Annotated in this window: 23 protein-coding genes and 1 tRNA gene; 8 read left to right on the forward strand and 16 right to left on the reverse strand. The window is 62.0% G+C overall.

What is annotated here, in order from left to right:
* The first annotated feature begins 3 nt into the window (after positions 1–3).
* Complete coding sequence (locus R9B85_RS03700) at positions 4–435, forward strand: DcrB-related protein (protein WP_112252910.1); 432 nt, start codon at positions 4–6, stop codon at positions 433–435.
* Positions 386–1,831 carry a DUF6531 domain-containing protein gene (locus R9B85_RS03705; protein ID WP_423770849.1) on the forward strand — a complete coding sequence of 482 codons (1,446 nt, stop codon included), beginning with the start codon at positions 386–388 and terminating at the stop codon, positions 1,829–1,831. The genes R9B85_RS03700 and R9B85_RS03705 overlap by 50 nt, the downstream gene beginning before the upstream one ends.
* Here the strand turns inward: R9B85_RS03705 and R9B85_RS03710 are convergent.
* The 9 genes from R9B85_RS03710 to R9B85_RS03750 form a co-directional block, all read right to left on the reverse strand.
* A protein-coding gene (locus R9B85_RS03710; RefSeq protein WP_087535084.1) for an IS3 family transposase occupies positions 1,770–2,920 on the reverse strand; the annotation gives its coding sequence in 2 pieces (ribosomal slippage) (positions 1,770–2,686 and positions 2,686–2,920; 1,152 coding nt in all). The genes R9B85_RS03705 and R9B85_RS03710 overlap by 62 nt on opposite strands.
* 88 nt (positions 2,921–3,008) lie before the next feature.
* On the reverse strand, positions 3,009–4,355 hold the full coding sequence (locus R9B85_RS03715; RefSeq protein ID WP_423770850.1) for a tyrosine-type recombinase/integrase: 1,347 nt from the start codon (positions 4,353–4,355) through the stop codon (positions 3,009–3,011).
* A gap of 229 nt (positions 4,356–4,584) precedes the next feature.
* Positions 4,585–4,660 (reverse strand) — tRNA-Gly (locus R9B85_RS03720).
* Positions 4,661–4,724: 64 nt separating this feature from the next.
* Positions 4,725–5,285 carry a CDP-diacylglycerol--glycerol-3-phosphate 3-phosphatidyltransferase gene (gene pgsA / locus R9B85_RS03725; RefSeq protein WP_015271035.1) on the reverse strand — a complete coding sequence of 187 codons (561 nt, stop codon included), beginning with the start codon at positions 5,283–5,285 and terminating at the stop codon, positions 4,725–4,727.
* Positions 5,286–5,317: 32 nt separating this feature from the next.
* Positions 5,318–7,141, reverse strand: coding sequence for an excinuclease ABC subunit UvrC (gene uvrC, locus R9B85_RS03730; protein WP_252378244.1), 1,824 nt, complete (start codon positions 7,139–7,141; stop codon positions 5,318–5,320).
* Between the two features lie 6 nt (positions 7,142–7,147).
* Positions 7,148–7,786 carry a response regulator transcription factor GacA gene (gacA, locus tag R9B85_RS03735; RefSeq protein WP_112252913.1) on the reverse strand — a complete coding sequence of 213 codons (639 nt, stop codon included), beginning with the start codon at positions 7,784–7,786 and terminating at the stop codon, positions 7,148–7,150.
* A 63-nt stretch (positions 7,787–7,849) separates the two neighbouring features.
* Positions 7,850–8,239 (reverse strand): helix-turn-helix domain-containing protein, encoded by a 390-nt coding sequence (locus R9B85_RS03740; RefSeq protein ID WP_112253242.1) that lies wholly within the window; start codon positions 8,237–8,239, stop codon positions 7,850–7,852.
* Between the two features lie 117 nt (positions 8,240–8,356).
* Entirely contained in the window at positions 8,357–8,788 is a 432-nt protein-coding gene (locus R9B85_RS03745; RefSeq protein WP_075045798.1) for a GNAT family N-acetyltransferase, read from the reverse strand.
* Positions 8,789–8,930: 142 nt separating this feature from the next.
* Positions 8,931–9,317, reverse strand: coding sequence for a DUF488 domain-containing protein (locus tag R9B85_RS03750; protein WP_207877756.1), 387 nt, complete (start codon positions 9,315–9,317; stop codon positions 8,931–8,933).
* A 127-nt stretch (positions 9,318–9,444) separates the two neighbouring features.
* Between R9B85_RS03750 and R9B85_RS03755 the strand changes: the two genes are divergently transcribed.
* Complete coding sequence (locus R9B85_RS03755) at positions 9,445–11,061, forward strand: inorganic phosphate transporter (RefSeq protein ID WP_313855630.1); 1,617 nt, start codon at positions 9,445–9,447, stop codon at positions 11,059–11,061.
* Positions 11,062–11,167: 106 nt separating this feature from the next.
* Here the strand turns inward: R9B85_RS03755 and R9B85_RS03760 are convergent, their stop codons facing one another.
* The 3 genes from R9B85_RS03760 to R9B85_RS03770 form a co-directional block, all read right to left on the reverse strand.
* A complete protein-coding gene (locus tag R9B85_RS03760; protein WP_112252917.1) occupies positions 11,168–11,863 on the reverse strand; it encodes a glutathione S-transferase N-terminal domain-containing protein in 696 nt (231 codons plus the stop codon).
* Between the two features lie 88 nt (positions 11,864–11,951).
* On the reverse strand, positions 11,952–12,449 hold the full coding sequence (locus R9B85_RS03765; protein ID WP_112252918.1) for a PaaI family thioesterase: 498 nt from the start codon (positions 12,447–12,449) through the stop codon (positions 11,952–11,954).
* 60 nt (positions 12,450–12,509) lie between these two features.
* Positions 12,510–13,892 (reverse strand): amino acid permease, encoded by a 1,383-nt coding sequence (locus R9B85_RS03770; protein ID WP_112252919.1) that lies wholly within the window; start codon positions 13,890–13,892, stop codon positions 12,510–12,512.
* 255 nt (positions 13,893–14,147) lie between these two features.
* Between R9B85_RS03770 and gcvA the strand changes: the two genes are divergently transcribed.
* Together gcvA and R9B85_RS03780 are read left to right on the forward strand one after the other, a co-directional pair.
* Complete coding sequence (gcvA, locus tag R9B85_RS03775) at positions 14,148–15,044, forward strand: transcriptional regulator GcvA (protein ID WP_015271044.1); 897 nt, start codon at positions 14,148–14,150, stop codon at positions 15,042–15,044.
* Between the two features lie 235 nt (positions 15,045–15,279).
* Positions 15,280–16,533, forward strand: a complete 1,254-nt coding sequence (locus tag R9B85_RS03780; RefSeq protein WP_112252920.1) for a 2-aminoadipate transaminase — start codon at positions 15,280–15,282, stop codon at positions 16,531–16,533.
* Between the two features lie 13 nt (positions 16,534–16,546).
* Here R9B85_RS03780 and R9B85_RS03785 read toward each other — a convergent pair whose 3' ends face one another.
* Positions 16,547–16,849, reverse strand: a complete 303-nt coding sequence (locus tag R9B85_RS03785) for a hypothetical protein (protein WP_112252921.1) — start codon at positions 16,847–16,849, stop codon at positions 16,547–16,549.
* A gap of 246 nt (positions 16,850–17,095) precedes the next feature.
* On the opposite strand from R9B85_RS03785, the gene R9B85_RS03790 reads away from it, so the two are divergent.
* Positions 17,096–17,521, forward strand: coding sequence for a hypothetical protein (locus R9B85_RS03790; RefSeq protein ID WP_112252922.1), 426 nt, complete (start codon positions 17,096–17,098; stop codon positions 17,519–17,521).
* Between the two features lie 73 nt (positions 17,522–17,594).
* Entirely contained in the window at positions 17,595–19,706 is a 2,112-nt protein-coding gene (gene fusA / locus R9B85_RS03795; protein WP_112252923.1) for an elongation factor G, read from the forward strand.
* 129 nt (positions 19,707–19,835) lie between these two features.
* Here the strand turns inward: fusA and R9B85_RS03800 are convergent, their stop codons facing one another.
* The 3 genes from R9B85_RS03800 to R9B85_RS03810 all read right to left on the reverse strand — a co-directional run bounded on the left by R9B85_RS03800 (position 19,836) and on the right by R9B85_RS03810 (position 24,297).
* The gene (locus R9B85_RS03800) at positions 19,836–21,278 is read right to left on the reverse strand and encodes a SulP family inorganic anion transporter (RefSeq protein ID WP_112252924.1); all 1,443 of its coding nucleotides are present in this window, start codon (positions 21,276–21,278) and stop codon (positions 19,836–19,838) included.
* Between the two features lie 82 nt (positions 21,279–21,360).
* Entirely contained in the window at positions 21,361–23,070 is a 1,710-nt protein-coding gene (locus R9B85_RS03805) for a S8/S53 family peptidase (protein ID WP_375149341.1), read from the reverse strand.
* Between the two features lie 54 nt (positions 23,071–23,124).
* Entirely contained in the window at positions 23,125–24,297 is a 1,173-nt protein-coding gene (locus tag R9B85_RS03810; protein WP_112252926.1) for a hypothetical protein, read from the reverse strand.
* Between the two features lie 126 nt (positions 24,298–24,423).
* Here R9B85_RS03810 and R9B85_RS03815 point away from each other — a divergent pair, with 126 nt between their 5' ends.
* A complete protein-coding gene (locus R9B85_RS03815; RefSeq protein WP_181457362.1) occupies positions 24,424–25,188 on the forward strand; it encodes a secretin N-terminal domain-containing protein in 765 nt (254 codons plus the stop codon).
* Positions 25,189–25,543 lie beyond the last annotated feature (355 nt).

Here is a 25,543-nt window from a genome sequence, read left to right on the forward strand (position 1 = left end):
GCAATGACGGAATACCTGACTCACGACCTGATCCTCAACCTGGGCGAGGAAGCACCTGAAGACCTGACGCTCAACATGCTGCGCTTTCGTGCCCGAGACACCACGTTGGTAATGGCGCGCAGCCCCGTCGGCAACGACAAGACCCTGGACCAAGCCATCGATGACCAACTGCGGATGCTGCGAAAAAAGTCCGGGGCAATGACCATCACACCTACGAAGATCGCGCGTTTGGGGGGCGGTGAACACTCCGTCGAAGCCCGCGAAATGGCCATTGAATTCAAGGTAGGGGACAAGCCCAATTTCCAGCTCCAGGCCGCCTGCCTGATTCCAGGTCAGCACCGGCTGCTAGTGATCAATTACAGCAAGCCAAGCCCTTTGAGCAGCGATGACATCGAGCACTGGCGCGCAATCAAACAACAGCTCCGATTCACCTGAACCCTTCACCACCAAGGTCAACCTCATTCAGAACTTTTGGAGCTTGCAAGCCATGGCGCAGATCGTTCACGCCGCCCGCATGGGCGATGAAATCCTGCATCCGTCCCTGATCGCCGAAATGGTCAGTGCCGTTGCAGAGGCCGTCATTTATGCCGCAGCCACCGCCGCCGTGGCTGCCGCTATCAGCCTGGCCGTTGTCGGTACTGTCGCGACAGGGGGCGCAGCGGGCATCGCCATCGCCGCCGTTGCGGGGGTGGCGGTCGGTGCGATGAGCACCCTTTCGGTCGGTGAAGATCAGACTGTCGGCGACGCCATCTCCCGCTTTTGCGACAGCCTTGGCAACAGCGTGGATGCACCCGATCCCTACGGAAAGATCGAAAGCGGGTCACACAACGTGTTCATCAACAGCAAGCCCGCCGCTCGCGCAGCCGGTATCACAGGGCCGCCAGGAGGGGGAGCGACCGACGCCGAGCAAGCAGAGCCTTCGATTCTGGAGAACGTGGGTTCCATGGCCATGGCGGCGGTGCCCTACCTGCTCCCGGTAGTGGGGCTGGGCATGGCGATCCGCGACATCTTCAACCCGCCCGTCACCACGCCAAAGGACCCTGGCGCGGAATCCAAAGAGCAGGACAAGATTTCATGCAGCCGCCACCCGCCTCTGCCCGAAAACCATATTGCGCAAGGGTCGGACAAGGTCTTCATCAACGGCCAGCCTGCCGCGCGATCGGGTGACAAGACCACCTGCGATGCCACGATCGATGTGAATGAGAAGGTATCGCCGAATGTACGCATTGGCGGCGGGACAGCGACGGTTCGGGATATTCGCAATGGCAAAAGCAAGGTTGCGATGTTTACCGGGATTATTGCTGGGATACTTATTTCACGACGTTTTGGGCGCATTAAAGGTTGCAAGGCTGGCAACCCTGTTGCTGTAGCCACGGGTAGCAAATTCCAGGACGGTCCCGAGGACACTGACTTCAGTCTCCCTGGCCTGCTCGGTATCGAATGGGCTCGCCGCTACGATAGCAGGGACACTCGCAATGGTGGCCTGTTCGGAAAGGGCTGGAGTGTTCCTTATGAAGTTGAACTGGTCCGCGTCCCGCATCCTGAAGGCGGCGAGTTGTGGATTTACGTCGATGAAGAAGGCATTCGCCTGGAACTCGGGCGCCTGCGCGCCGGCGATGCCTTTGTCAGTGTTGTGGACGGCTTGGCTTTCTTCCAGTTGGAGGATGGCCCAACAGTTGTCGAGGACATTCATGAGGGACGCTACAAGGTTTTTGATGTCGACCCGCACGAGCCCAGTCGTTCAAGACTCATGAATCGCCCCTGGTTTTCTAGACACTCTCCAAGCTCAGGAAATAGCGTTTCTCATACTCTACTGGAGACAGCTGCATAGCACTGCTGTGTCGGCGTTTAGGGTTATAGAACATCTCGATGTAATCGAAAATATCACTTCGGGCTTCTTCACGGGTTGTGTAGATCTTTCGTCGGATTCGCTCTCGCTTCAAAAGCTGGAAAAAGCTCTCGGCTACGGCATTGTCGTGGCAGTTTCCCCGCCGGCTCATGCTGCTGATTACATTGTTGGCCTTCAAAAAGCTTTTCCAATCCGAGCTACTGAACTGACTGCCTTGATCTGAGTGAATCATAACTTGCTGCTGAGGCTTGCGTCGCCAAACAGCCATCAACATCGCGTCGATAGCCAGGTCGCTGCACATCCTTGGCTTCATTGACCAACCAATTACTTGGCGTGAGAACAGATCCAGCACTACCGCGAGGTAGAGCCACCCTTCATAGGTGCGGATGTAAGTGATATCTGTCACCCAGACCTTGTTCGGCTCACTTACCTTGAACTGCCGCGCGAGGTGGTTGGGCGAGGCCACTGTTGGTTTTCCACCATAGAACCCTGGACGCCGCCGATAGCCCGTTTGAGAACGCAGCCCCTCCGCCTGCATCAAGCGCCTGACTCGATTTCGGCCGCATTCCTCTCCCAGCTCACGCAGGTCATCGTGAATTTTGCGGTAGCCGTATACACCTCCGCTTTCCAGCCAAGCGTGTTTGATCAAGCCAAGCAGACGTTGATCTTCTTTTGCTCGGGCAGATTGAGGCTCGGCCAGCCAGGCGTAATAGCCGCTGGGGTGCACCTTGAGGGTTTGGCAAAGGCGCCGCACCGGGTAATCAGTCGAGTGCTTCTTGATGAAGGCGTACTTCAGCCGCACTCCTTGGCAAAGTACGCGGCGGCCTTTTTTAAGATGTCTCGCTCTTCCGTCACGCGCTTGAGTTCAGCGCGTAGCTTGCGCAGTTCGGCCTGCTGATCGTCGTCTTGCTGACGCTGCTCTTGGGGCTTGCTGTAGACCTTGATCCAGGCGTAAAGACTGTGCACGGACATGCCCAGGCGCTGGGCGACATCGGCGACAGGTTTGCCTTTCTCGGTCACTTGCTTGACCGCTTCGATCTTGAATTCTTCGGGGTAACGCTGACGACTCATGGCACCTCCTATTTGGGCCTCATTATGAGGCTTGGAGGTGTCTACGAAACCAGGGGCGATTCACATCGGGGATCCTTTGCCCCATCATTCAAGCAGCCACTGCAGGTGTTCGAGGTAGCGACAACCCCTGCTCTGCCGCCGACTTCAACAGCGCAGCGATAAACCCCAAGTCCTGCGAAGCCTCCGCCACCGGCCGTGCCGGCTGTGGCAAACCAGCCTCCCAACAATCCAGCCGATCCGCCCAATCCTGCATCATGCCCCGGCGCTGCTCCACGTACTCGGCGTGGTTGTAGGAGCGCCGCACCTGGTTGGGGTCGGCATGGGAAAGCTGCGCATCGATCCACTTCTGCTCGTACCCCAGTTCATTCAACGCCGTGGAGAGCGTGCCGCGGATGCCATGGCCCGTCAGTCGGCCCTTGTAACCCATGCGCTGCAGGGCCGTGTTCAGGGTGTTCTCACTGATACTGTCCTTGGGCCGGCTTCGGTGGGGCAGCAAATGCCGATTGCTCGGCAATTTGGCCGCCAGAAGGGCCTTCACTATTTCGATGGCCTGCCAGGAGAGCGGCACGATGTAGGGCGGGATTTCCTCGCTCTCGCGGCGCTCCCGCACCTGCAACTGCTTCACGATCTCGGACGGGATGATCCACAGCCCACGCTCAAGGTCGAACTGCTCAGGCGTGGCGGCGCGCAACTCCCCAGTACGAACCCCCGTCAGCAGCAACAAGCGGATACCCCACACCGTATTGGCATGCCCGCCGTAGGCGCTGACCTTGCGCAGGAACGCCGGCAGATCCGCCATACGCAGGTGGGGGTTGTGGCGCACCTTGGGCTTGGGCAGTGCCACGATATCCAGGTCTGCGGCCGGGTTGCTGGCCAGCCCCTTCTCAACCATGGCGTAGCGGAACAGTTGGTTCAGCCACGTGCGGCATTTCTCGGCAGTGGTCATCGCCTTGCGCCGCTCGATCTTGCGCAGCACTTCCAGCACATGCTGGCGAGACACCTCGATGATCGGTAGATCGCCCAGCCAAGGCAGGATGTCTTTCGTAAAATGCCGCTCGATCTGCTCCAGCGTGCTCTGCCGGCCACGCTTGAGGCTCAAAGCCCTGAAGACGTACCAGTCGTCGTAGACGGCGCGAAAGGCGTTCTCGGACGCAGAGCAGGCTGCCAGGCGGGCCTCACGGCGGTTGGCGCGGGGATCGACACCCTGGGCCACCAATGCACGCGCCTGGTCCCGCGCCTCCCTGGCCTCCTTGAGGCTGACGGCCGGGTAGACGCCCATCGAGATCCGGGCCTGCTTGCCCAACCAATAGAAACGAAAGTGCCACTGCTTGGCGCCCTTGGCACCGACGAACAGTGCAAGGCCAGCGGTGTCTTTGAGGGTGTAGTTCTTGCCGGTCGGCTTTGCCTGGCGGACAGCGGTATCGGTCAATGGCATGTGTACATCTCCCGGTCTCGTAAGGTCGAGGAGATGTATATCGATGCCCAAGGCCCAGCTCAGCCATCAATCCGCTACGCCAACTACCCGGAATCGCTGTACTTAAAAATGTACTTAAATTTCGTGGCTGCTGGTGGATTCAGGCAGACTGCGCTGGAACGAAAAAAGACGCCGAAGCGTCTATTTTCAAGGACTTACAGACTTCCATGGAACTCTGTAGATCGATAATTGGAGCGGGAAACGAGACTCGAACTCGCGACCCCGACCTTGGCAAGGTCGTGCTCTACCAACTGAGCTATTCCCGCGTCGTGATGGGTGCCATTCTAGCGATTTCCAAAACGGCGTCAACCCCTTGATTCAAAAAAACTTTTACTTCTGCTCAGAGCCTTCGCGCAGGTGCGGCCAAGCAGCCAGCAGGTAGTGCACCATCGACCACAGGGTCAGCCCCGCCGCCACCAGCAGCAGCGCGTAGCCGAGGATTACCCAGAAGGTCACCGCCGGCGGGTTGGCCAGCAGGATCACCAGCGCCAGCATCTGCGCCGCGGTTTTCCACTTGCCAAGGTTGGACACCGCCACATGCGCCCGCGCGCCCAGCTCGGCCATCCACTCGCGCAACGCCGATACCACGATCTCGCGGCCGATGATCACCGCAGCCGGCAGGGTCAGCCAGAAGTTGGCGTGGGTTTGCACCAGCAGCACCAGGGCCACCGCCACCATCAGCTTGTCGGCCACTGGGTCGAGAAACGCACCGAACGGCGTGCTCTGCTGCAGGCGACGCGCCAGGTAGCCGTCCAGCCAGTCGGTGGCGGCGGCAACGGCAAACACGCTGCTGGCGGCCATATAGCTCCAGTGATAGGGCATATAGAACAGCAGGATGAAGATCGGGATGAGCAGGACGCGTAGAACGGTGAGCAGGTTTGGAATATTCATCGGTACGACTGGCCGCAAGTTGAGCCCGCATTCTACTCGCTATGCAGGCTGGCATAAATCGACTCGGCAAGCTTTTTACTGATGCCGGGCGCTTTGGCGATTTCATCGATACTGGCGCGGTTGAGCTCCTGCAGGCCGCCGAAATGTTTCAGCAGGTCGCGCCGGCGCTTGGGCCCTACCCCGGCCACATCCTCCAGGCTGGACACCCGGCGGGCCTTGCCACGGCGGGCGCGGTGGCCGGTGATGGCGAAACGGTGGGCCTCGTCACGGATCTGCTGGATCAGGTGCAAGGCCGGTGAGTCGCCCTTGAGGGTAAACTCATGGTGCACGTCGTTCAGGTACAGGGTTTCGAAACCGGCCTTGCGCGTCACGCCCTTGGCCACGCCAAGCAGGGTCAGGTCGCTGAAGCCCAGCTCCTGCATTACGTCACGGGCCATGTTCAGCTGGCCTTTGCCGCCGTCCACCAGCAGCACGTCGGGCAGCTTGCCCTCGCCGTCCTTGATGCGCCCGTAACGGCGGGTCAGGGCCTGGTGCATGGCGGCGTAGTCGTCACCGCCGGTGACGCCTTCGATGTTGAAGCGGCGGTAGTCGGACTTGAGCGGGCCTTCGGGGCCGAATACCACGCAACTGGCCACGGTGGCTTCGCCGCTGGAATGGCTGATGTCGTAGCACTCCAGGCGCTGCGGCACCTCGTCCAGGCCCAGTACCTCGGCCAAGGCCTCGAAACGTGCGGCCATGTGCTGGCGGTTGGCCAGGCGGGCATTGAGCGCCTGCTCGGCGTTGGTCACCGCCAGCTGCTGCCAGCGGGCGCGGGTACCGCGTACCCGGTGGCTGATGGTCAGCTCGCGGCCACGCAGGGTGTGCAGGGCTTCGCTGATGGCTGCGAAGTCTTCATGCACCACGTTGACGATCAGTTCGCCCGGCAATTCGCGCTCGGCATTGCCCAGGTAGTACTGGGAAAGGAACGCGGCCATCACTTCGGCCACCTCCTCCTCGATACCTACCTGCGGGAAGAAGTTCTTGCTGCCCAGCACCCGCCCGCCGCGTACGCTGATCAGGTGCACGCAGGCGCCACCAGGGTTGACGAAGGCGGCGACAACGTCGACATCGCCGCTGCCGCCTTCGATGTACTGCTGGTCCTGGACCCGGCGCAACAAGGCGATCTGGTCGCGCAACTCGGCGGCCTTTTCGAAATTGAGGGCCATGGCGGCCTTCTCCATCTCGGCATTGAGCTCGTTGCCCAGTTGCTGGCTACGCCCTTCGAGGAACATCACCGAGTGGCGCACGTCCTCGGCATATTCCTCGGCGGTCACCAGGCCCGTGCAGGGCCCTTTGCAGCGCTTGATCTGGTACTGCAGGCATGGCCGGGTGCGGTTGGCGTAATAGCTGTCTTCGCACTGACGCACCGAAAAGGCCTTCTGCAGCAGGCTGAGGCTTTCGCGAATGGCTCCGGCGCTGGGGTACGGGCCAAAGTAGCGGCCCTTGGCCTTCTTCGCCCCACGGTGGATGCCCAGCCGCGGGAACTCGCCGTCGGAAAGGAACACGTAGGGGTAGGATTTGTCATCGCGCAGCAGGATGTTGTACGGCGGCCGCCATTCCTTGATCAGGTTCTGTTCCAGCAGCAACGCCTCGGTTTCGTTGGCGGTGATGGTGGTTTCGACCTGGGCGATGCGGGCCACCAGCGCGGCGGTCTTGGGCGCCAGGCCGGTCTTGCGGAAATAGCTGGCCAGGCGCTTCTTGAGGTTCTTGGCCTTGCCCACGTAAAGCAGCCGGGCTTCGCCGTCGAACATCCGGTAGACGCCCGGGCGACCACTGCAGGTAGCCAGGAATGCGCTGGCATCGAAAACTTGGGACATGAGGTTTTACAGGCTTGCGTCGACCATGCCGTGGCGAACGGCCAGCAAGGTCAGTTCGACGTCGCTGGTAACCGAGAGTTTTTCAAAGATCCGATAACGGTAAGTATTGACGGTCTTGGGCGAGAGGCACAACTTGTCTGAGATGATCTGCACTTTCTGGCAGCCGACGATCATCAGGGCAATCTGGATTTCCCGTTCCGACAAGGCATCGAACGGCGAACCCTGCGGCTGGAAGGGTTTCAACGCCATCTGCTGGGCAATCTGCGGGCTGATGTAGCGCTGGCCGGCGAAGGCCAGGCGGATGGCCTGGACCATTTCGTCAAGGCCGGCGCCTTTGGTCAGGTAGCCAGCAGCACCGGCCTGCAGCAGGCGCGTGGGGAACGGGTCTTCCTCGCACACGGTCACGGCAACCACCTTGATGTCCGGGTGGCTGCGCAGCAGCTTGCGGGTTGCCTCCAGGCCACCGATGCCAGGCATTTTCACGTCCATCAGCACCACATCCGGCTTCAGCTCACGGGCCAGCTTGAGTGCCGATTCACCCGAATCACCTTCGCCCACCACCTGCAGACCATCGATGTCGGCAAGCATGCGTGTAATACCGGTTCGTACCAGATCGTGATCGTCGACCACTAAGACCCTAATCAAGCACACACCTCGTCAGCAGGGCGATTGGATCCTGCCACCTTAACAAAATTTTTCACGGCGGACCTAACGCATTCCTTCCGTAAGAAACGCCTGACGTTCAACCGTAAGCGGCCTCATTGTCTGCCGGGATTTGTCGTTGTTGGTCAAACGCCGCAACAAGTGCCAAAGGGCCGCTTGGTCGTCGCATGACAACTGCCGGAAAGCCCCCAGCAAACCGGACTCATCGGTGCTCAGCCCCTCGAGCGGTACGGGGGTGCGGGTGCCGCTGAGCACATAAAGTGCATCCACGCCCCTGGCTGCCAAAGCCGCCAGGTAGTCGACCCGCGGCGAACGCTCACCACTCTCGTATTTGCCTTGGGCATTGGGTTCGACCCCGCCGATATCGCCAAACACGCGCTGGGTCATCCCCAGGCGTTCTCGCTCTTCCCGCAGCCGCGGACCGATTCCATTCATGGGGTTCTCCTTGTCCCTGATCACAATCATGTACGGCCTACCCGCCAGCAGGCAGCCGTGAACGCCTGGGTTCACTATGCCGATGCTCACCAGTCGCGACAAGCCATCATTAAGCTATTAGTCGATCGTGCGCTGCATGCGCACAAAGCATTCGTCCTCGCCCATTTCGACGAAGCCGTGGCGTTGGTAGAGCACGCGCGCCGGGTTGCTGCGAAACACCATCAGCCGCAGCAGCGGCAGGTGCCGCTGGCGGGCCCACAGTGCCAACTGCTCCAGCACCCAGCTGCCCACCCCACGCCCACGGTGCTCGGGTAGCAGATGCAACTCGCGAATGAACAGCGCCTGGCGGTCCTGGCTGAGGCTGCAGAAGCCGAGCACGGCGTCGCCTTCGGTCACCAGCCATTGCTCGCGCCAGCCCCAGGCTTCGTCGAAGGCTTCCTCTAGCCACAGCAGGTCGTATTCGCGGTAGTACGGCAGCATGGCGCGGCGCGTGAGGTCGCGGGCGAAGGTGCGGTGGGTGTCGTTGGCGGGGGTCAGTTTCAGGGACATCACATTTCGGACTCTTCGGTTTGCCAGGCCCGGCCCTATCGCCGGCAAGCCAGCTCCCACAGTTACAACGATAGCCTTGAAGGCAGCGCCGTACCTGTGGGAGCTGGCTTGCCGGCGATAGGGCCAGCACAACGAATACCAATCATTGGGCGTAGCACACGGGCGAACTGCCGGGCCCACGGCGATCCAGTTCGTCCTCCAGCCATTCGGCCAGCACCTGGGCATTGTTGTGCTCAGTATCCTTGCCCGCATAAAGCAATGTCAGCGTGCCCTTTCCGGCCAGATCGAGCAGCGGGTACCAGTGCTCGGGGTGCGCCGCCAGCTCCTGCCGGTAACGCTGGGTGAAGCCGGCGAAATCCACTTCTCCCTGGTGAAATGCCTTGCGCAACTCATCAGAGGGTGCAACTTCGCGCAACCACTGCCCGTGCAGGTCGTCCTTGCGTTTGTTACGCGGCCACAGGCGATCAACCAGCACGCGCTGGCCGTCGTCTTGCTCAACCGCATCGTAGACACGCTTGCAGCGAATCATGGGCTTCTCCTGCCACTACCGTCCGTCTTGAGCCTAGATAAATCATTGATCGAGGTCACGGCCGGGTTACGAATTGTTTCTATGCTCAAGGCCTTCGGCACCCTTGCCCACTCCAACCGGAGCCACCATGGCAACCCCTTCACTGGCCAGCCTGCCGCAACTGGCTCAACGCGATGCCCGCCCGCAACTTGCCCACAAACCCGGGCGTGCCACCCTGGTGTTGTTCTTCGGCCTGCTGCTGGCCGGCATTGCCTATACCGCCTGGAGCCTGAAGCAGGACGTGGCGGCCAGCGGTACGGTAATCACCACGGTTACGCCATTCCTGCTGCTGGGCCTGGCGTTGCTGATTGCCCTGGGCTTCGAGTTCGTCAATGGCTTCCATGACACCGCCAACGCAGTGGCCACCGTCATCTACACCCACTCGTTGCCGGCACCGGTCGCAGTGGTCTGGTCCGGGCTGTGCAACTTCCTCGGGGTGCTGCTTTCCAGCGGCGCGGTGGCGTTCGGCATCATCGCCCTGCTGCCGGTGGAGCTGATTCTGCAGGTTGGTTCCTCGGCCGGCTTCGCCATGGTCTTCGCCCTGCTGCTGGCGGCGATCATCTGGAACCTTGGCACCTGGTGGCTGGGCCTGCCGGCCTCATCCTCGCACACCCTGATCGGTTCGATCATCGGCGTGGGCGTGGCCAATGCGCTGATGCACGGGCGCGACGGCACCAGTGGCGTGGACTGGGCCCAGGCCAGCAAGGTCGGTTATGCCCTGCTGTTCTCGCCACTGATCGGCTTTGCCTGTGCCGCGCTATTGCTGCTGGCCCTGCGCGCGCTGGTCAAGCGCAAGGCGCTGTACCAGGCGCCGGAAGGCCAGACACCTCCGCCATGGTGGATCCGTGGCGTGCTGATCCTGACCTGCACCGGGGTGTCCTTTGCCCACGGCTCCAATGACGGCCAGAAAGGCATGGGCCTTATCATGCTGATTCTGGTTGGTACCCTGCCGATGGCTTACGCACTGAACAAGACCATGCCCAATGAGCAAGCCTTGCAGTTTTCCGCGGTCGCCGAGGTAACCCGCCAGGCACTGGTGCGCAGCAACCCGCAAGCGGCACCGGCCGACCCGCGCCAGGTGCTGACCACGTTCATTGCCGAGCCACGGGCCAACCCGCAACTGATACCGGCGCTGGCAGCGCTTACCGGCATGATCGGCGAAGAGGTCAAAGGTTATGGCTCGCTCAAGCGGGTACCGGCCGAAGCCATGGCCAACGTGCGCAATGACATGTACCTGACCAGCGAAGCCATCCGCCTGATCGAGAAGAACCAGCTGGTAGGGTTCGATGCAGGCACACGCAGCCAGTTGCTGCTGTTCAAGACCCAGCTGGATGATGCCACCCGCTACATCCCACTATGGGTGAAAGTGGCCGTGGCCATCGCACTGGGGCTGGGCACCATGGTCGGTTGGCGGCGTATCGTGGTAACGGTAGGCGAGAAAATCGGCAAGACCCACCTCAGCTATGCCCAGGGGGCTTCGGCTGAAGTGGTGGCAATGTGCACCATCGGTGCGGCGGACATGTTCGGGTTGCCGGTGTCGACCACCCATGTGCTGAGTTCCGGGGTAGCCGGGACCATGGTGGCCAACGGGTCAGGGATTCAGAAGCGCACGCTGGTCAACCTGCTGATGGCCTGGGTGCTGACCTTGCCGGCAGCGATGCTTTTGGCCGGTAGCCTGTACTGGGTGCTGCACCAGATATTCTGAATCTGTACACCGTCCCCTGTGGGAGCGGGTTTACCCGCGAATGCGTCGGTAAACCCAACATCGCATTCGCGGGTAAACCCGCTCCCACAGGATCGGAGTCAACTACTCAACCTGGAATTTTCAGGCCGCGCTGCACGGCTGGCCGCTCGAGGAATGCCGCCAGCACCCGCTGCACTTCCTTGAACTGCTCGAAGCCGACCAGATCACGGGCGTTGTAACGCTCGACCAGGTTACGCACCCACGGGAAGATCGCGATATCGGCAATGCTGTACTCGTCGACCATCCATTCCCGGCCTTTCAGATGCCGGTCCAGGACCCCGAGCAGGCGCTTGGACTCGTTGACATAACGGTCGCGCGGGCGCTTGTCCTCGTATTCCTTGCCAGCAAAGAAATGGAAGAACCCCACCTGGCCGAACATTGGCCCGATGCCACCCATCTGGAACATCAGCCACTGCAAGGTCTGGTAACGCTGGGCCGGGTCCTGGCTGAGCAACTGGCCGCTCTTCTCCGCCAGGTACTGCAGGATCGCTCCCGACTCGAACAGCGGCAGTGGCTGGCCACCCGGGCCATTAGGGTCGAGGATGGCGGGGATCTTGTTGTTGACGCTGAGCGAAATGAACTCGGGGCTCAGCTGGTCATCGTTGTCGAAGCTGACCTTGTGCGGCTCATAGGCCAGGCCGATCTCTTCGAGCATGATCGACACCTTGACGCCGTTGGGCGTAGGCAGCGAGTAAAGCTGCAGGCGTTCGGGGTGTTTTGCGGGCCACTTGCGGGTAATGGGGAAAGCACTGAGATCGGTCATGATCAACCTTGCCTGGGGGAATGAACCTCTCACTCTAGAGACATCCCCGACCGCTGACCATCACCGACCACTCCTCAGCACGGTCGGCTCATGCTTGGCCGTGGGCCTTGAGCTTGAGCTTTTCGGTATCGACGCGGACGAACACCGAGTCGGCGGTCACCGTCAGCACATCGCCGGCCCAGACTTCGCAGATCACCCGGGTCTTGCGCCCGACCTCACCTTCCACACGCGCCTTGAGCAACAGTTCCACGCCCATGGGTGTGGGCTTGAGGTAGTTCAGGCCAAGGCTGCCAGTGACACAGTCGATGCGCGGCAGGCTCCCCGCTTCGCGACCTTCGTTGCGGTAGTGGTAAGCCATCGCCGTCCAGTTGGAGTGGCAGTCGACCAGCATCGCCAGCAGCCCGCCGTAGACCAGGCCGGGCCAGCCGATGAAGGTGCTGTCGGGCGCGTGCCGGCACACCAGATGGATGCCATCGGCGTCCCAATGGCTTTGCAGGTGCAGGCCGCTGGGGTGGGAGCAACCGCAGCCGTAGCAAGTGCCGTCGGGTGCGGCGAGGGCCTGGAGGGAAAGGGAATGGTCGTTCATACGCTTCCTGTGCTTATTGATATGGGGGGCGCGCAACGCCCCCACATTAAAGCAGAAACATCAGGCCGTCTGGGTAGCCACACTGGCGCGCCGCTGGGTCAGCGAAACCAGCAGGATGAACGCAGTCACCCCGGCGGTCATCAGTGTCTCGTAGCGGTAGGCATCGCTGAACAGCATGTAGCCCAGCACCATGACGATGGTGCCGATCACCAGCCAGGTCAGCCACGGGAACAGCCACATCTTCAGCTCCAGCGGCCGCCCTTCACGCTCGGCACGGGCACGCATGCGCAGCTGCGACACGGCAATCACCAGGTACACCAGCAAGGCGATGGCGCCGGTGGTGGACAGCAGGAAGCCGAATACCTTGCCCGGGAACACATAGTTGACGAAGCACCCGGCAAAGCCGGCCAGGGTCGAGAAGATGACCGCCACGGTCGGTACGCCAGCGCCGGAAATACGCTTGGTAACGCTCAGCGCCTGGCCGCGGGCACCCAGCGAATAGAGCATGCGCGACGCGGTGTACAGGCCCGAGTTCATGCAGCTGGTCACGGCCACCAGCACCACGATATCCACCAGCAGCTTGGCGCCCGGCACGTTCAGCACCTCAAGCACACGCTGGAACGAACCCACCGCTTTCAGCCCGGGGTCGTTCCAGGCCACCAGCGACACCACCAGGAAGATCGACGCCAGGTAAAAGATGGCGATGCGGTACACCACCAGGTTGGTGGCGCGGCGGATCTTGTCTTTCGGGTTGGCGGTTTCGTCAGCGGCAATGGTGACGATCTCGGCACCGAAGAACGAGAAGATGGTGATCAGCACGCCACCGAGCACGGTGCCGAAACCGTTGGGCATGAAGCCGCCGTTGTCCCACAACCGGCTGACCCCGGACACCTCGGCCAGCGGCCAGACGCCGAACACTGCCAGGCTGCAGACCACGATGAAGGCGATGATCGCCACCACCTTGACCAGCGCGAACCAGTACTCGAAGGCACCGAAGTTCTTCACGCTGATCAGGTTGGTACCCGACAGCACCAGCATGATCAGGAAGGCGAACAGCCACGACGGCACGTCAGGGAAATAGGCATGCAGGATATCGGCGCCGGCGATGGCCTCGACCGGAATGATCAGTACCCAGAACCACCAGTACAGCCAGCCGATGGTAAAGCCTGCCCAGGGGCCGATGGCTTCGGAGGCATAGGTGGAGAACGAGCCGCTGTTTGGGTTGGCGATGGCCATTTCACCCAGCATGCGCATCACCAGCAAGACCAGCAGGCCGGTCATGGCGTAGGAGATGAGGATAGCCGGGCCGGCGGTGGCGATGGCGTTGGAGGACCCGATGAACAGGCCGGCGCCGATGATGCCGGCGATGGAGATCATGGATACCTGACGGGACGTCAGGCCGTGCTGCAGGGAGCGCTGTTTGTTGTTGTGTAGCGAAGCCATGAAGAACCCTCGAATGGGTCGGCCGCAGCGGAGCGGCTGAAGACTGGAGCAGAATTCTTATAAATTTCTGATGTTCGTTGTTGTTGTTTTGCAGATGCCGGAAGCGGGTACTGACCTCCTCTTCGCACGACCGGTTGTAATCGTTGATCCAGGTCAGTATTAATCTATAGGGCGGGGTCAACAAACGACCTTTTCGAAACACATGATTCCATTACGGAATGAACTCCTTCCTTTTTTGCTCGGTATTTGCCCGTCATGTCCAAACGCCTGATGCCTTCGACCACCGCCCTTCAGTGCTTCGAAGCGGCCGCCCGCCACCTCAGCTTCACCCGCGCGGCCCAGGAACTGCACCTGACCCAGAGCGCCGTCAGCAAGCAGGTGGCACAGCTCGAAGACATGCTGTCGCACTCGCTGTTCCAGCGCATTCGCCGCCGCCTGCACCTGACCCCGGCCGGCGCGCTGTACCTCACCGAAGTGAACAAGATCCTCACCCAGATCGACATTTCCAGCCGTTACATCCTCAGCTACGGCGACGAGACCGAAGTGCTGCGCATTGCCACCCAGCCCACCTTCGGCGCGCGCTGGCTGGTGCCCCGGCTGAAGGGTTTTGGCGACCGCTACCCGCGTATTCACCTGGATATTCGCAATGAGCTGGAGCCGTTCGACCTGGTGCAGGCCAAGGCCGACATTGCGTTTTTCTTCGGCCAGGGCACCTGGCCCGGGGCAACCTGCATCGAGCTGTTCAGCGAAGAGGTGGTGCCGGTATGCAGCCCGCAGCTGCTGGCCAACCACCGTTTCGACAGTGCCCAGGCGCTGACCGAGCACCGCCTGTTGCAGTGCGTGTCACGCCCGGAGGCCTGGCACGAATGGTTCCTGGGGCTGGGGTTGCATAGCCAGAACAGCTACCACGGGCCGCGCTTCGACACGTTCTACCTGTGCATCCGCGCGGCCATTGCCGGCTGCGGGATCGCTCTGATTCCGCGCTACCTGGTGGCCGAAGAGCTGAGCGAGGGCAAGCTGGTGGTGGCCTGGGACCACCCGGTGGCGAGCAATGGCCGGCACTTCATCGCCCATGCCGAGCATGCGGCCGAAGTGCCCAAGGTGCGGGCCTTCGTGCAGTGGATTCGGGAGCGGGTGGCTGAGGGGGATTGATTCAGCCTGTAGCGGCCACTTCGCGGGCTTGCCCGCTCCCACAGGGATCGCACAGCTTTCAAGCGTGGCGCCGTACCTGTGGGAGCGGGTTCACCCGCGAAGAGGCCAGTGCTAGCAATACAAAATCAGCCAAGATCAAGAATCCAGGGAATGATCGCAATCGAATAATTCGTTTGCGGAATAACCCGCCAACACGCTTGGATAATAAGAAACTCGAACAAGGTCCGCGTGCCCCATGAACCAGGAAAGTATCAGCCAATCCATTGCCATCGTTCACCCGATCACACTTTCCCATGGCCGTAATGCCGAAGTATGGGACACCGACGGCAAACGTTACATCGACTTCGTCGGCGGTATCGGCGTACTCAACCTGGGCCACTGCAACCCGGCCGTGGTGGAGGCGATCCAGGCCCAGGCCGCTCGCCTGACCCACTACGCATTCAACGCAGCCCCGCACGGCCCATACCTGGCACTGATGGAGCAACTGAGCCAGTTCGTACCGGTCAGCTACCCCTTGGCCGGGATGCTCACCAACAGTGGCGCGGAGGCTGCGGAAAATGCCCTGAAAGTGGCCCGCGCTGCCACCGGCAAACGCGCCATCATCGCCTTCGACGGCGGCTTCCATGGTCGCACCCTGGCCACCCTGAACCTCAACGGCAAGGTCGCCCCTTACAAGCAGCGGGTCGGCGAACTGCCGGGGCCGGTGTACCACCTGCCCTACCCCAGCGCCGACACCGGGGTCACCTGCGAACAGGCCCTCAAGGCCATGGACCGCCTGTTCAGCGTCGAGCTGGCAGTGGAGGATGTGGCGGCGTTCATCTTCGAGCCGGTGCAGGGCGAAGGCGGGTTCCTTGCCCTTGACCCAACCTTCGCCCAGGCCCTGCGCCGCTTCTGCGACGAGCACGGCATCCTGATCATCATCGACGAGATCCAGTCGGGCTTCGGCCGCACCGGCCAGCGCTTCGCCTTCCCGCGCTTAGGGCTTGAACCCGACCTGCTGCTGTTGGCCAAGAGCATTGCCGGCGGCATGCCGCTGGGTGCGGTGGTCGGGCGCAAGGAGTTGATGGCAGCGCTGCCCAAGGGCGGCCTGGGTGGCACCTATTCAGGCAACCCGATTGCCTGCGCAGCGGCCCTGGCCAGCCTGGCGCAGATGACCGACGAGAACGTCGCTACTTGGGGTGAACGCCAGGAGCAGGCAATCGTGCGCCGCTTCGAGCGCTGGAAGGCCTCGGGCCTGAGCCCGTTCATCGGCCGCCTGACCGGCGTCGGCGCCATGCGCGGAATCGAGTTCGTCAATGCCGACGGCAGCCCGGCACCGGCGCAACTGGCCAAGGTGATGGAAGCGGCACGCGCCAAGGGCCTGCTGCTGATGCCCAGCGGCAAGGCGCGGCACATCATCCGCCTGCTGGCACCGCTGACCATCGAGGCCGAAGTGCTCGAGGAAGGCCTGGATATCCTCGAGCAGTGCCTGGTGGAGCTGGGCTCCTGAGGACAACCGGGGCTTAAAGACCCAGTTCCTGCGGGGTGAGCATGTCGGACTCGAAGGCAATCCAGCCGCCTTCGAGTTCGGCTTGGCCGTTGACGATCGGGCCGTAGTAGGTCAGGCCGTTTTCCAGGGTCACGCAGATGTGCGTGGCGTTCTTTTCGGGGGCTGCGAGCGTACCGACGAAATGCACCTTCTTCAGCGTTTCGGTCACCGCTTCCAGGCCAACGCGCATGTTGGGGTTTTCCGAGGCTTCGGTGTCGCCGCCACGGTCTTCGGCGCTGATGGTGATGGTGGCGATGTACGGGTACTTGGTGCTCAAGCGGGGTTACCTCTGTGGGTGTGTAGGCGTATGGGCGCGTAGAGTACGGCAGGTGATCTCTATTGTCTCTACCGGCCTCTTCGCGGGCACGCCCGCTCCCACAGGGACTACACATTATTCAAAGGCTGTGTTGTACCTGTGGGAGCGGGTTTACCCGCGAAGAGGCCAGGCCTGCAAAAGGTGATCTGAAGGGCCCGATCTGTTAGGGTGCCCGGCGATGCAAGCCACACCACACGAGGATCCAGAGTGAGCGCCGAAGAACCCCTTATCGCCGACCTGTTCGAGGTCGACAAACGCCTGTCCCTCAAGCCCGTGGTGGACTTCAACAGCTACCTGCGCAACGCCTTCGGCGAAGGCCCGTGCCGTTGCCACCGCTGCACCGAAGGTGGCGACCAAAGCATCTACAGCCACGCCCACACCTTCACCTTCGACGGCCGCCAGTGGCACCGCCGCTTCGCCAGCACCTCCGGTAGCGACGTCGCCCAAGCCCTGAAAAAGGCCTGGCTGTCGTACACCAAGGCCGACCTCAACCTGGTCGGCAACCTGGACCTGACCACCCTCAAGACCTTCACCGAAGCCGCTCTGCACGCACGCCTGCTGGCGCTGTTGCCTGCCAGCGGCCTGGCCCGCGAAGTGGATGGCCAGTGGCTGCTGCAGGCCCAGGCCGACTGACGGCCCGGCGGTAAAGCAGGATTCTCCCGTTCTGCTACCGTGGGAGAATCCGCTCACCCGCAGGTAGTCCGCCATGGCCCGTACAACGCCCATCGAGCTGTACCGCAATATCGGCATCGTCGCCCACGTGGACGCCGGCAAGACCACGACCACCGAGCGGATCCTGTTCTACACCGGGGTCAACCACAAGATGGGCGAGGTGCACGATGGTGCCGCGACCATGGACTGGATGGCCCAGGAGCAGGAGCGCGGCATCACTATCACCTCGGCAGCGACCACTGCTTTCTGGCAAGGCTCGACCAAGCAGTTCGCCCACAAGTACCGCTTCAATATCATCGACACCCCCGGCCACGTCGACTTCACCATCGAGGTGGAACGCTCGCTGCGCGTGCTCGATGGCGCGGTGGTGGTGTTCAGCGGCGCGGACGGGGTCGAACCGCAGTCCGAGACAGTATGGCGCCAGGCCAACAAGTACCACGTGCCGCGCCTGGCCTACATCAACAAGATGGACCGCCAGGGCGCCGATTTCCTGCGCGTGGTCCGGCAGATCGACCAGCGCCTGGGCCACCACCCGGTGCCGATCCAGCTGGCCATCGGCAGCGAAGAAAACTTTCAGGGCCAGATCGACCTGGTGAAGATGAAGGCCATCTACTGGAACGATGCTGACAACGGCACCAGCTACCGCGAAGAAGCCATCCCTGCCGAGCTGCAGGCGCTGGCTGACGAATGGCGTGCGCATATGGTCGAAGCAGCGGCCGAGGCCGATGACGAACTGACCTTGAAGTTTCTTGATGGCGAAGAGCTGAGCATCGAAGAAATCAAGGCCGGCCTGCGCAAACGCACCCTGAACAACGAGATCGTGCCGACCATCCTCGGCTCGTCATTCAAGAACAAAGGCGTGCCGCTGATGCTCGACGCGGTCATCGACTACCTGCCCGCCCCGTCGGAAATCCCGGCCATCAAGGGCACCGACCCGGATGACGAAGAAAAGCACCTCGAGCGCCACGCCGACGACAGCGAACCGTTCTCGGCGCTGGCCTTCAAGATCGCCACCGACCCGTTCGTCGGCACTCTGACCTTCGCCCGGGTCTATTCCGGCGTGCTCAGCTCTGGCAATGCGGTGCTCAACTCGGTCAAGGGCAAGAAGGAACGCATCGGCCGCATGGTGCAGATGCATGCCAACCAGCGCGCCGAAATCAAGGATGTGTGCGCTGGCGACATCGCCGCGCTGATCGGCATGAAGGATGTGACCACCGGCGACACCCTGTGCGACATGGACAAGCCGATCATCCTCGAACGCATGGACTTCCCCGACCCGGTGATTTCCGTGGCGGTGGAGCCGAAGACCAAGGCCGACCAGGAAAAGATGGGCATCGCCCTGGGCAAGCTGGCCCAGGAAGACCCGTCATTCCGCGTGCGCACCGACGAAGAGACCGGACAGACCATCATTTCGGGCATGGGCGAGCTGCACCTGGACATCATCGTCGACCGCATGCGCCGCGAGTTCAACGTCGAGGCCAACATCGGCAAGCCGCAGGTGGCCTACCGCGAGAAAATCCGCAACACGTGCGAGATCGAGGGCCGCTTCGTCCGCCAGTCCGGCGGCCGGGGCCAGTATGGCCACTGCTGGATCCGCTTCGCCCCCGGCGACGAGGGCAAGGAAGGTCTGGAGTTCATCAACGAGATCGTTGGCGGCGTGGTACCGCGCGAGTACATCCCGGCGATCCAGAAGGGTATCGAAGAGCAGATGAAGAACGGCGTGCTGGCCGGCTACCCGCTGATCAACCTCAAGGCGGCGGTGTACGACGGCTCGTACCACGACGTCGACTCCAACGAAATGGCCTACAAAATTGCCGCCTCGATGGCCACCAAGCAGTTGTCGCAGAAAGGCGGCGCGGTGTTGCTGGAGCCGGTGATGAAGGTGGAGGTGGTGACGCCGGAGGAGTACCAGGGTGACATCCTTGGCGACCTGAGCCGGCGCCGCGGGATGATCCAGGATGGTGACGAAACGCCGGCCGGCAAGGTGATCCGTGCCGAGGTGCCGCTGGGCGAGATGTTCGGCTACGCCACCTCGATGCGTTCCATGACCCAGGGTCGGGCCAGCTTCTCGATGGAGTTCACCCGTTATGCAGAGGCGCCTGCGAGCATTGCCGATGCCATCGTCAAGAAGAACCGCGGGGAGTAATTCGCTCTCCTGTGCTGGCCTCTTCGCGGCTAAAGCCGCTCCCACAGGGAATGCACAGTAGTCACTGGCTGTGTTGTCCCTGTGGGAGCGGCTTTAGCCGCGAAGAGGCCGGCACAGATAACAACATTCTCAGTGCTGCTCCCCAGCCCGCTTCAGCAGCTTCTTGCAACGCTCGGACAGATGCACCACCCGCAATTGCTTACCAGCCCTGGCATACCGCTCGCGCAAGGTCTTCAACGCAGCAACCGCCGAATAATCGACAAAGCTCAAATGCTGGCAATCCAGGGTCACCTTGGCCGGGTCGTTAGCCGGGTCGAACTGGTTCAGGAACACCGTTGTCGAGGCAAAGAACAGCGTGCCGTGCACCTGGTAATGCTTGCCCTCCTCTCCATCCTCATGGCTGTCGGCATAGAGCTCCCGCGCATGCTGCCAGGCGAAGTTCACCGCCGCGATGACAATGCCGAACAGCACCGCCACCGCCAGGTCGGTGAGCACCGTTACCACGGTCACGGCAATGATCGCCAGCACATCGCTCAGCGGCACCTTGTGCAGCACCCGCAACGACGCCCAGGCAAAAGTCTGCTGCGCCACCACGAACATCACCCCGACCAGCGCCGCCAGCGGAATACGCTCGATCAGCGGCGACAGGAACAACACGAACAGCAGGACCATCACCCCGGCCACCACACCCGACAGCCGACCACGGCCATTTGAGCTGAGGTTGATCACCGTCTGGCCGATCATCGCGCAACCACCCATGCCGCCGCACAGGCCGGAAACCATGTTGGCCGCACCCAGCGCAACGCACTCGCGGTCCGGGTAGCCACGGCTCTCGGTGATTTCATCGGTCAGGTTGAGGGTGAGCAAGGTTTCCAGCAGGCCGACCATGGCCATCAGCACCGCATACGGCGCTACGATTTTCAGGGTTTCGAGGTTCCACGGCACATCCGGCAGGGCCAGGTGTGGCAGGCCGCCGGCGATACTCGCCATGTCGCCGAGGGTGCGCGTGGGCAGGTGGAGCACGTACACCAGTAGACCGACACCGAGGATCGCCACCAGCGCCGGCGGCACCGCGCGGGTCAGCTTAGGCAGTACGTAGACCACCAGCATGGTCAGCGCCACCAGGCCGATCATCAGGTACAACGGCATTCCAGTGAGCCAGTGTTCACCTTGCTTGAAATGCTCGAGCTGGGCCAGTGCGATCACGATTGCCAGGCCATTGACGAAACCGAGCATGACCGGGTAAGGCACCAACCGCACCAGCTTGCCCAGACGCAGCAGGCCGAACAGCATCATCACCACGCCGCCCAGCAGCACGGTGGCCAGCAGGTACTGGGCGCCGTGCTGCACCACCAGCGCGACGATCACCACCGCCATCGAACCGGCAGCGCCGGAAATCATCCCCGGCCGGCCGCCGAACAGCGCCGTCAGGGTGCAGATGATGAAGGCGCCATACAGGCCCATCAGCGGGTTCAGGTGGGCCACCAAGGCGAAAGCGATACACTCGGGCACCAGTGCGAACGAGGTGGTCAGGCCGGCGAGCAGGTCGGCGCGGAGTCGGGCGGGTTTCATGAGCATCCTGGGGTCGGTCCGGGCGGACGGGACAAAAACAAGGGTCGCGATGTTACGGAATTTGCCCGTCAACAGCCACCGTTCAACGCACCCGGTCGCGACTCTGCACGGCCAGGTCCAGCGCCCGCTGCATGTCCAGCCGCGCAGAGCGGCCAAGGTCGGGGTGATGCAATTGCCCGTTGCGCTCCGATGGCAGAATCGGCGCGGTCAGGTCCTCGGCATCCATGGCTTCGAAATCCTGCTCGGCGCCCAGGGTCAAGGCGCTGCGCCGCAACAGCATGCGCACCTGCTGCGGGGTCAGGGCCGGGTTGATCGCCAGCATGGTCGCCACGGTGGCGGTCACCAACGGGGTCGCATACGACGTGCCGCAATGCGGCTCGGCGGCTGGCGACGGGCGGATGCAGGCAGCCGCACTGATGTCCACACGCATGTCGATGTTGGAACTGTGGCGTTTGCGCACATGGCGCGGGTCTGCGACTGGTACCGGCCTGTCACTGCGCTGGTGGCCGCCCACCACCAGCAGTTGTTCGGTGATGAACGACGATGGCAGGCGATATTCATCGGTCCCCGACCAGGACGCACCGTTGCCGGCCGAGTTCACCACTACCACGTCAGGATGCTTGGCCCGCAACCAGAGGAAGAACTCTTCGAGCAGCTCTTCATAGCCGCTCATCGCCAGCCCGGAACGTACCAGCGAATCGACCTCATCGCCCTTTACGTTCTTCGCCCCGACCCGGTGAATCCCCCAGCTCCAGTTCAAAACCCGCGCGCCGTCTTCGACCAGGTTCACCGAGGCAGCGATGTTCGCCGTGATGCCGGCATCGGAGTTGCGCTCGACGATGACATCAAAGCCAGGGTTCTGCTTGCCCAGCCCCGGCAGAAAGCCGTCGCCCTGCGCTGCCAGGATGCCGGCCACATGGCTGCCGTGGCTGGTCGGGCGTCCGCCGTCGCGGCCGTACAGGCAGGTCCGGCCCGTGTCGCAGCGGCCGCGGTAGCTTTCGAACGCCGGCGCGTCGAAGTCGAGATCGCGCTCGATCACACCCACCCGCACCGGCTGTACCGGCACAGCGGAGGCAGCGATACGCCGCTGGTAGAAGTACAGGGCGTCCATGAAGCGGTTGGCGGCCCATTCATCCGCCTGGACGATGGCCGCCTGCTCGCGCCCGCCACCTTCCTCGCCGCGCTCCGGGGCAGACTCCTCGACAATCACTGCATCGACGCTAACTTCACTGCCCATGCGCAGGATCATCGCGTCGCGCTGCACCAGGTCGCCCACCGGCAAGCGCAACTGGTAGACATTCAGCGGCGGTATGGCACCCACGACCTGGGCGCCGTACTTCCCGGCGATCCGTCGGGCTTCGCCGAGGCCATCATGTTTTTCCTCGATCAAAAGGCTTACCAAGTCCACATAGGTGGTGAGGCCATCCATGTTCTTCGCCACTTCATCAGGCCCGGCGGCCACAACATGGCTGCGCTGGCGTGTCAGCCAAACCGGGTTGCTGGTGCGCTCGCCGTCCTCCAGCCACAGCGGAGCACTGCGCAGGGCTTGTTTGGCCAACTTCAGCGTAAGCCGGTCACCTTGCCGCTCGAAATCGGCTGTCGGCAGCCGCGCACCACCGAGCCAGACCGTCGGCAACTGCGCCCCGAGCCCCTCGGCGCGCAGGCACCATTGCTGCTGGCCATCGCCAACCAGGTCGCCGCAACGCTGCAGCTGCTTGATGCGCAACGAATCAGCTGCAGCCTCGGCACAAACGCTGCACAGGCACAACAACAAGATCAGAACACGCTTCATGCACTCAGCCCCACTCAATCCCTGTGCGTGCGACTGGTGGGGTAGATCAAAGGTTCAGCTGCGGCCCGCCGCCTTGTCCCGTGCAAGCCATTCAGCCATGGAAGCATCCTCAAGCGCGTACTCTCCGCGATTGGCCTTCCATACCAGCTCCTTGTCACGCAGGGCATCGAGGGCCTTCTGGACGCTGGTCGTGCTGGCGTTGATTTCCGCCCGGGCCTGCTCCAGCTTACGGTTCACATCCCTCAAGGTTTGCTCGGTAAATGGCGAAAACGGCTGCCGGCCCAACGTCCGCTCGGCCATTACCTCAAGCACTGCCTGCTGCAAGGCCGACAGGTCGTTCCAGGCGCTTTCGTAGTCACTCCACACGCCCGCCTGATGATTGAGCGCCCCTGTGCGCAGCAATTCACCCAGGTTGCCCGCCTCACCCAGGCCCACGCTCACTTCGGCCAACAGCTTGTTGAGCATTTCAGGGCGGCGCCCGACCAACTCGAACGCATACGCAAGGTCCTCGACCTTGAACTGGTTGCTGGCGGCCAGACGCCGGTTCCACAAATCAGTGATGAACTCGACATACTCACGCCCCAGCAAGGGGAATGGCGTAATGCTGGCCCCAAAGAAGGGTTGCTTGCTCTTGAGCACCAGGTTGGCCAGCTTGTCGCGGCTGGAGCCAGTGAACACCAGACGCAAGCCGTCCGGGCGGTCACCACGGTTGAGATGGTCACGCGCGGCTTTCAGCGCGAACATCGCATTCAGGCCATCTTCGCTGTTGAGGGCATGCTGGGCCTCATCGATGATCAGTACCACCATCTGCCCCGACACTTGATGCAACACGGCAAGTGCGTGAGCCAAGGTAGTCCCCTCAGGCAGTTGCGGGCGAGTAAAATCCCAGCTGAGGGTACGCAGCAGGTTTATCTTGTCGATACCGGCCTTTTTCGCAGCCTTGGCCAGCGCACCTTCGAAGCTGCCCAGCGCAGCACCGATGGCGCCACTGATGAGTTCTGCCGGCGCGGCGTCGCGGTCCGACCACAGGTCGACATAAACCGGTAGCCAGCCGCGCTGTACGCATTCCGGAATGAAGTCGTTGTTGAGGAAGGTGCTCTTGCCCGTACGTCGGGGCGCGGCGAGGAACATGCCCGAGCTGTAATCGACCAGCGACTCGCCGGCCAGGTCTCGGCCCAGAGCCTTGGCCAACTGATCACGACGTAGAAGCGGGCGGATGGGTGACATGCAATTACCCTCAATTATCTTGATGACTATAATTTATAGCCTACAAGATAGAACCCGATAAATCACCCACTCGGCCACAGCACCAACGTGATCCAGATCCGGCAGCCAGCCGCTAAATTTGCCATCATGTTGATTCCACCTGCGGAGATCATGGACATGCCGCTACGCCCCCTTTTCGCTTCCCTGCTGCTGGTCGCCAGCCTCAGCGCCCAGGCCGCCACCGAAGTCGTACCCCTACAACACCGCAGCAGCGCCGAACTGCTGCCCGCCGCCCAGGCGTTCATCGGCAAGGACGGCAGCGTCACGGCGTTCGAGAACAAGCTGATCGTCAACGCCAGCCCCGAGCGCATCGACGACCTGCGCACCCTGCTACAACAGCTGGACACCGCACCCAAGCGCCTGCTGATCAGCGTCGACAACAACGACAGCAACTTTCAGGACAACCGTGGCAACGCACGTGTCATCCACTACGGCACCAGCAACCGTGACGGCGGCATGCAGCAGATTCAGGCCAGCGAAGGCCAACCGGCGCTGATCCAGGTAGGCCAGAGCATCCCGATCACCAGCACCAGCACTGACGGCTACGGGCGCATTCAGAGCAACACCGAATACCGCAACGTGACCCAGGGTTTCTATGTCACCCCCAGCTTGAGTGGCGACACGGTTCGTCTGCAAATAAGCACCAATAATGACCGCATCAGCCATGAACGCGCAGATGTAGTGAAAGTGCAAAGCACCGACACGACAATCACCGGCAAGCTCGGCGAGTGGATCACCCTGGCGGGTTACAACCAGCAGAGCCAAGCCGACCGTAGCGCGTCAAGCCACAGTTACAGTACCCAACGGGGTGAAAACATGACTTTGCGTGTCAAAGTCGACCTTCTTGACTGATCCCAGGCAATTCAAGGCTTCGACCAAAGGCCTTGAAACTGACTGCCAAGTCGCATTAGACCAAAGATGTAGTAAGTGAAAAAAACCACTACAAAACATTTGACAGGGTCTTTTTCCCAAGGGCATGATGGCCTCGCTCCCGCTAATCAGGGGCCCTGGCAAGGGCCTTCGAGGCGCACTCCTCCCACCCTTGGAGGCGTCTCGTGTCTATACGGCCCACAAGGCGGTTCGACGGGATTGCGACTGCAACGAAGAAGTTGTCCCGAGGGACGGAAGCGCATCACCGCAGTACTGGCAATCGCGTAGCACCGCAGCAAGGCAACCACGAGCCGACCTGCCGGAGCACCCTTTCGCC

The organism is Pseudomonas sp. NLJ1 (assembly GCF_049486705.1).
Classification (GTDB): Bacteria; Pseudomonadota; Gammaproteobacteria; order Pseudomonadales; family Pseudomonadaceae; genus Aquipseudomonas; species Aquipseudomonas inefficax.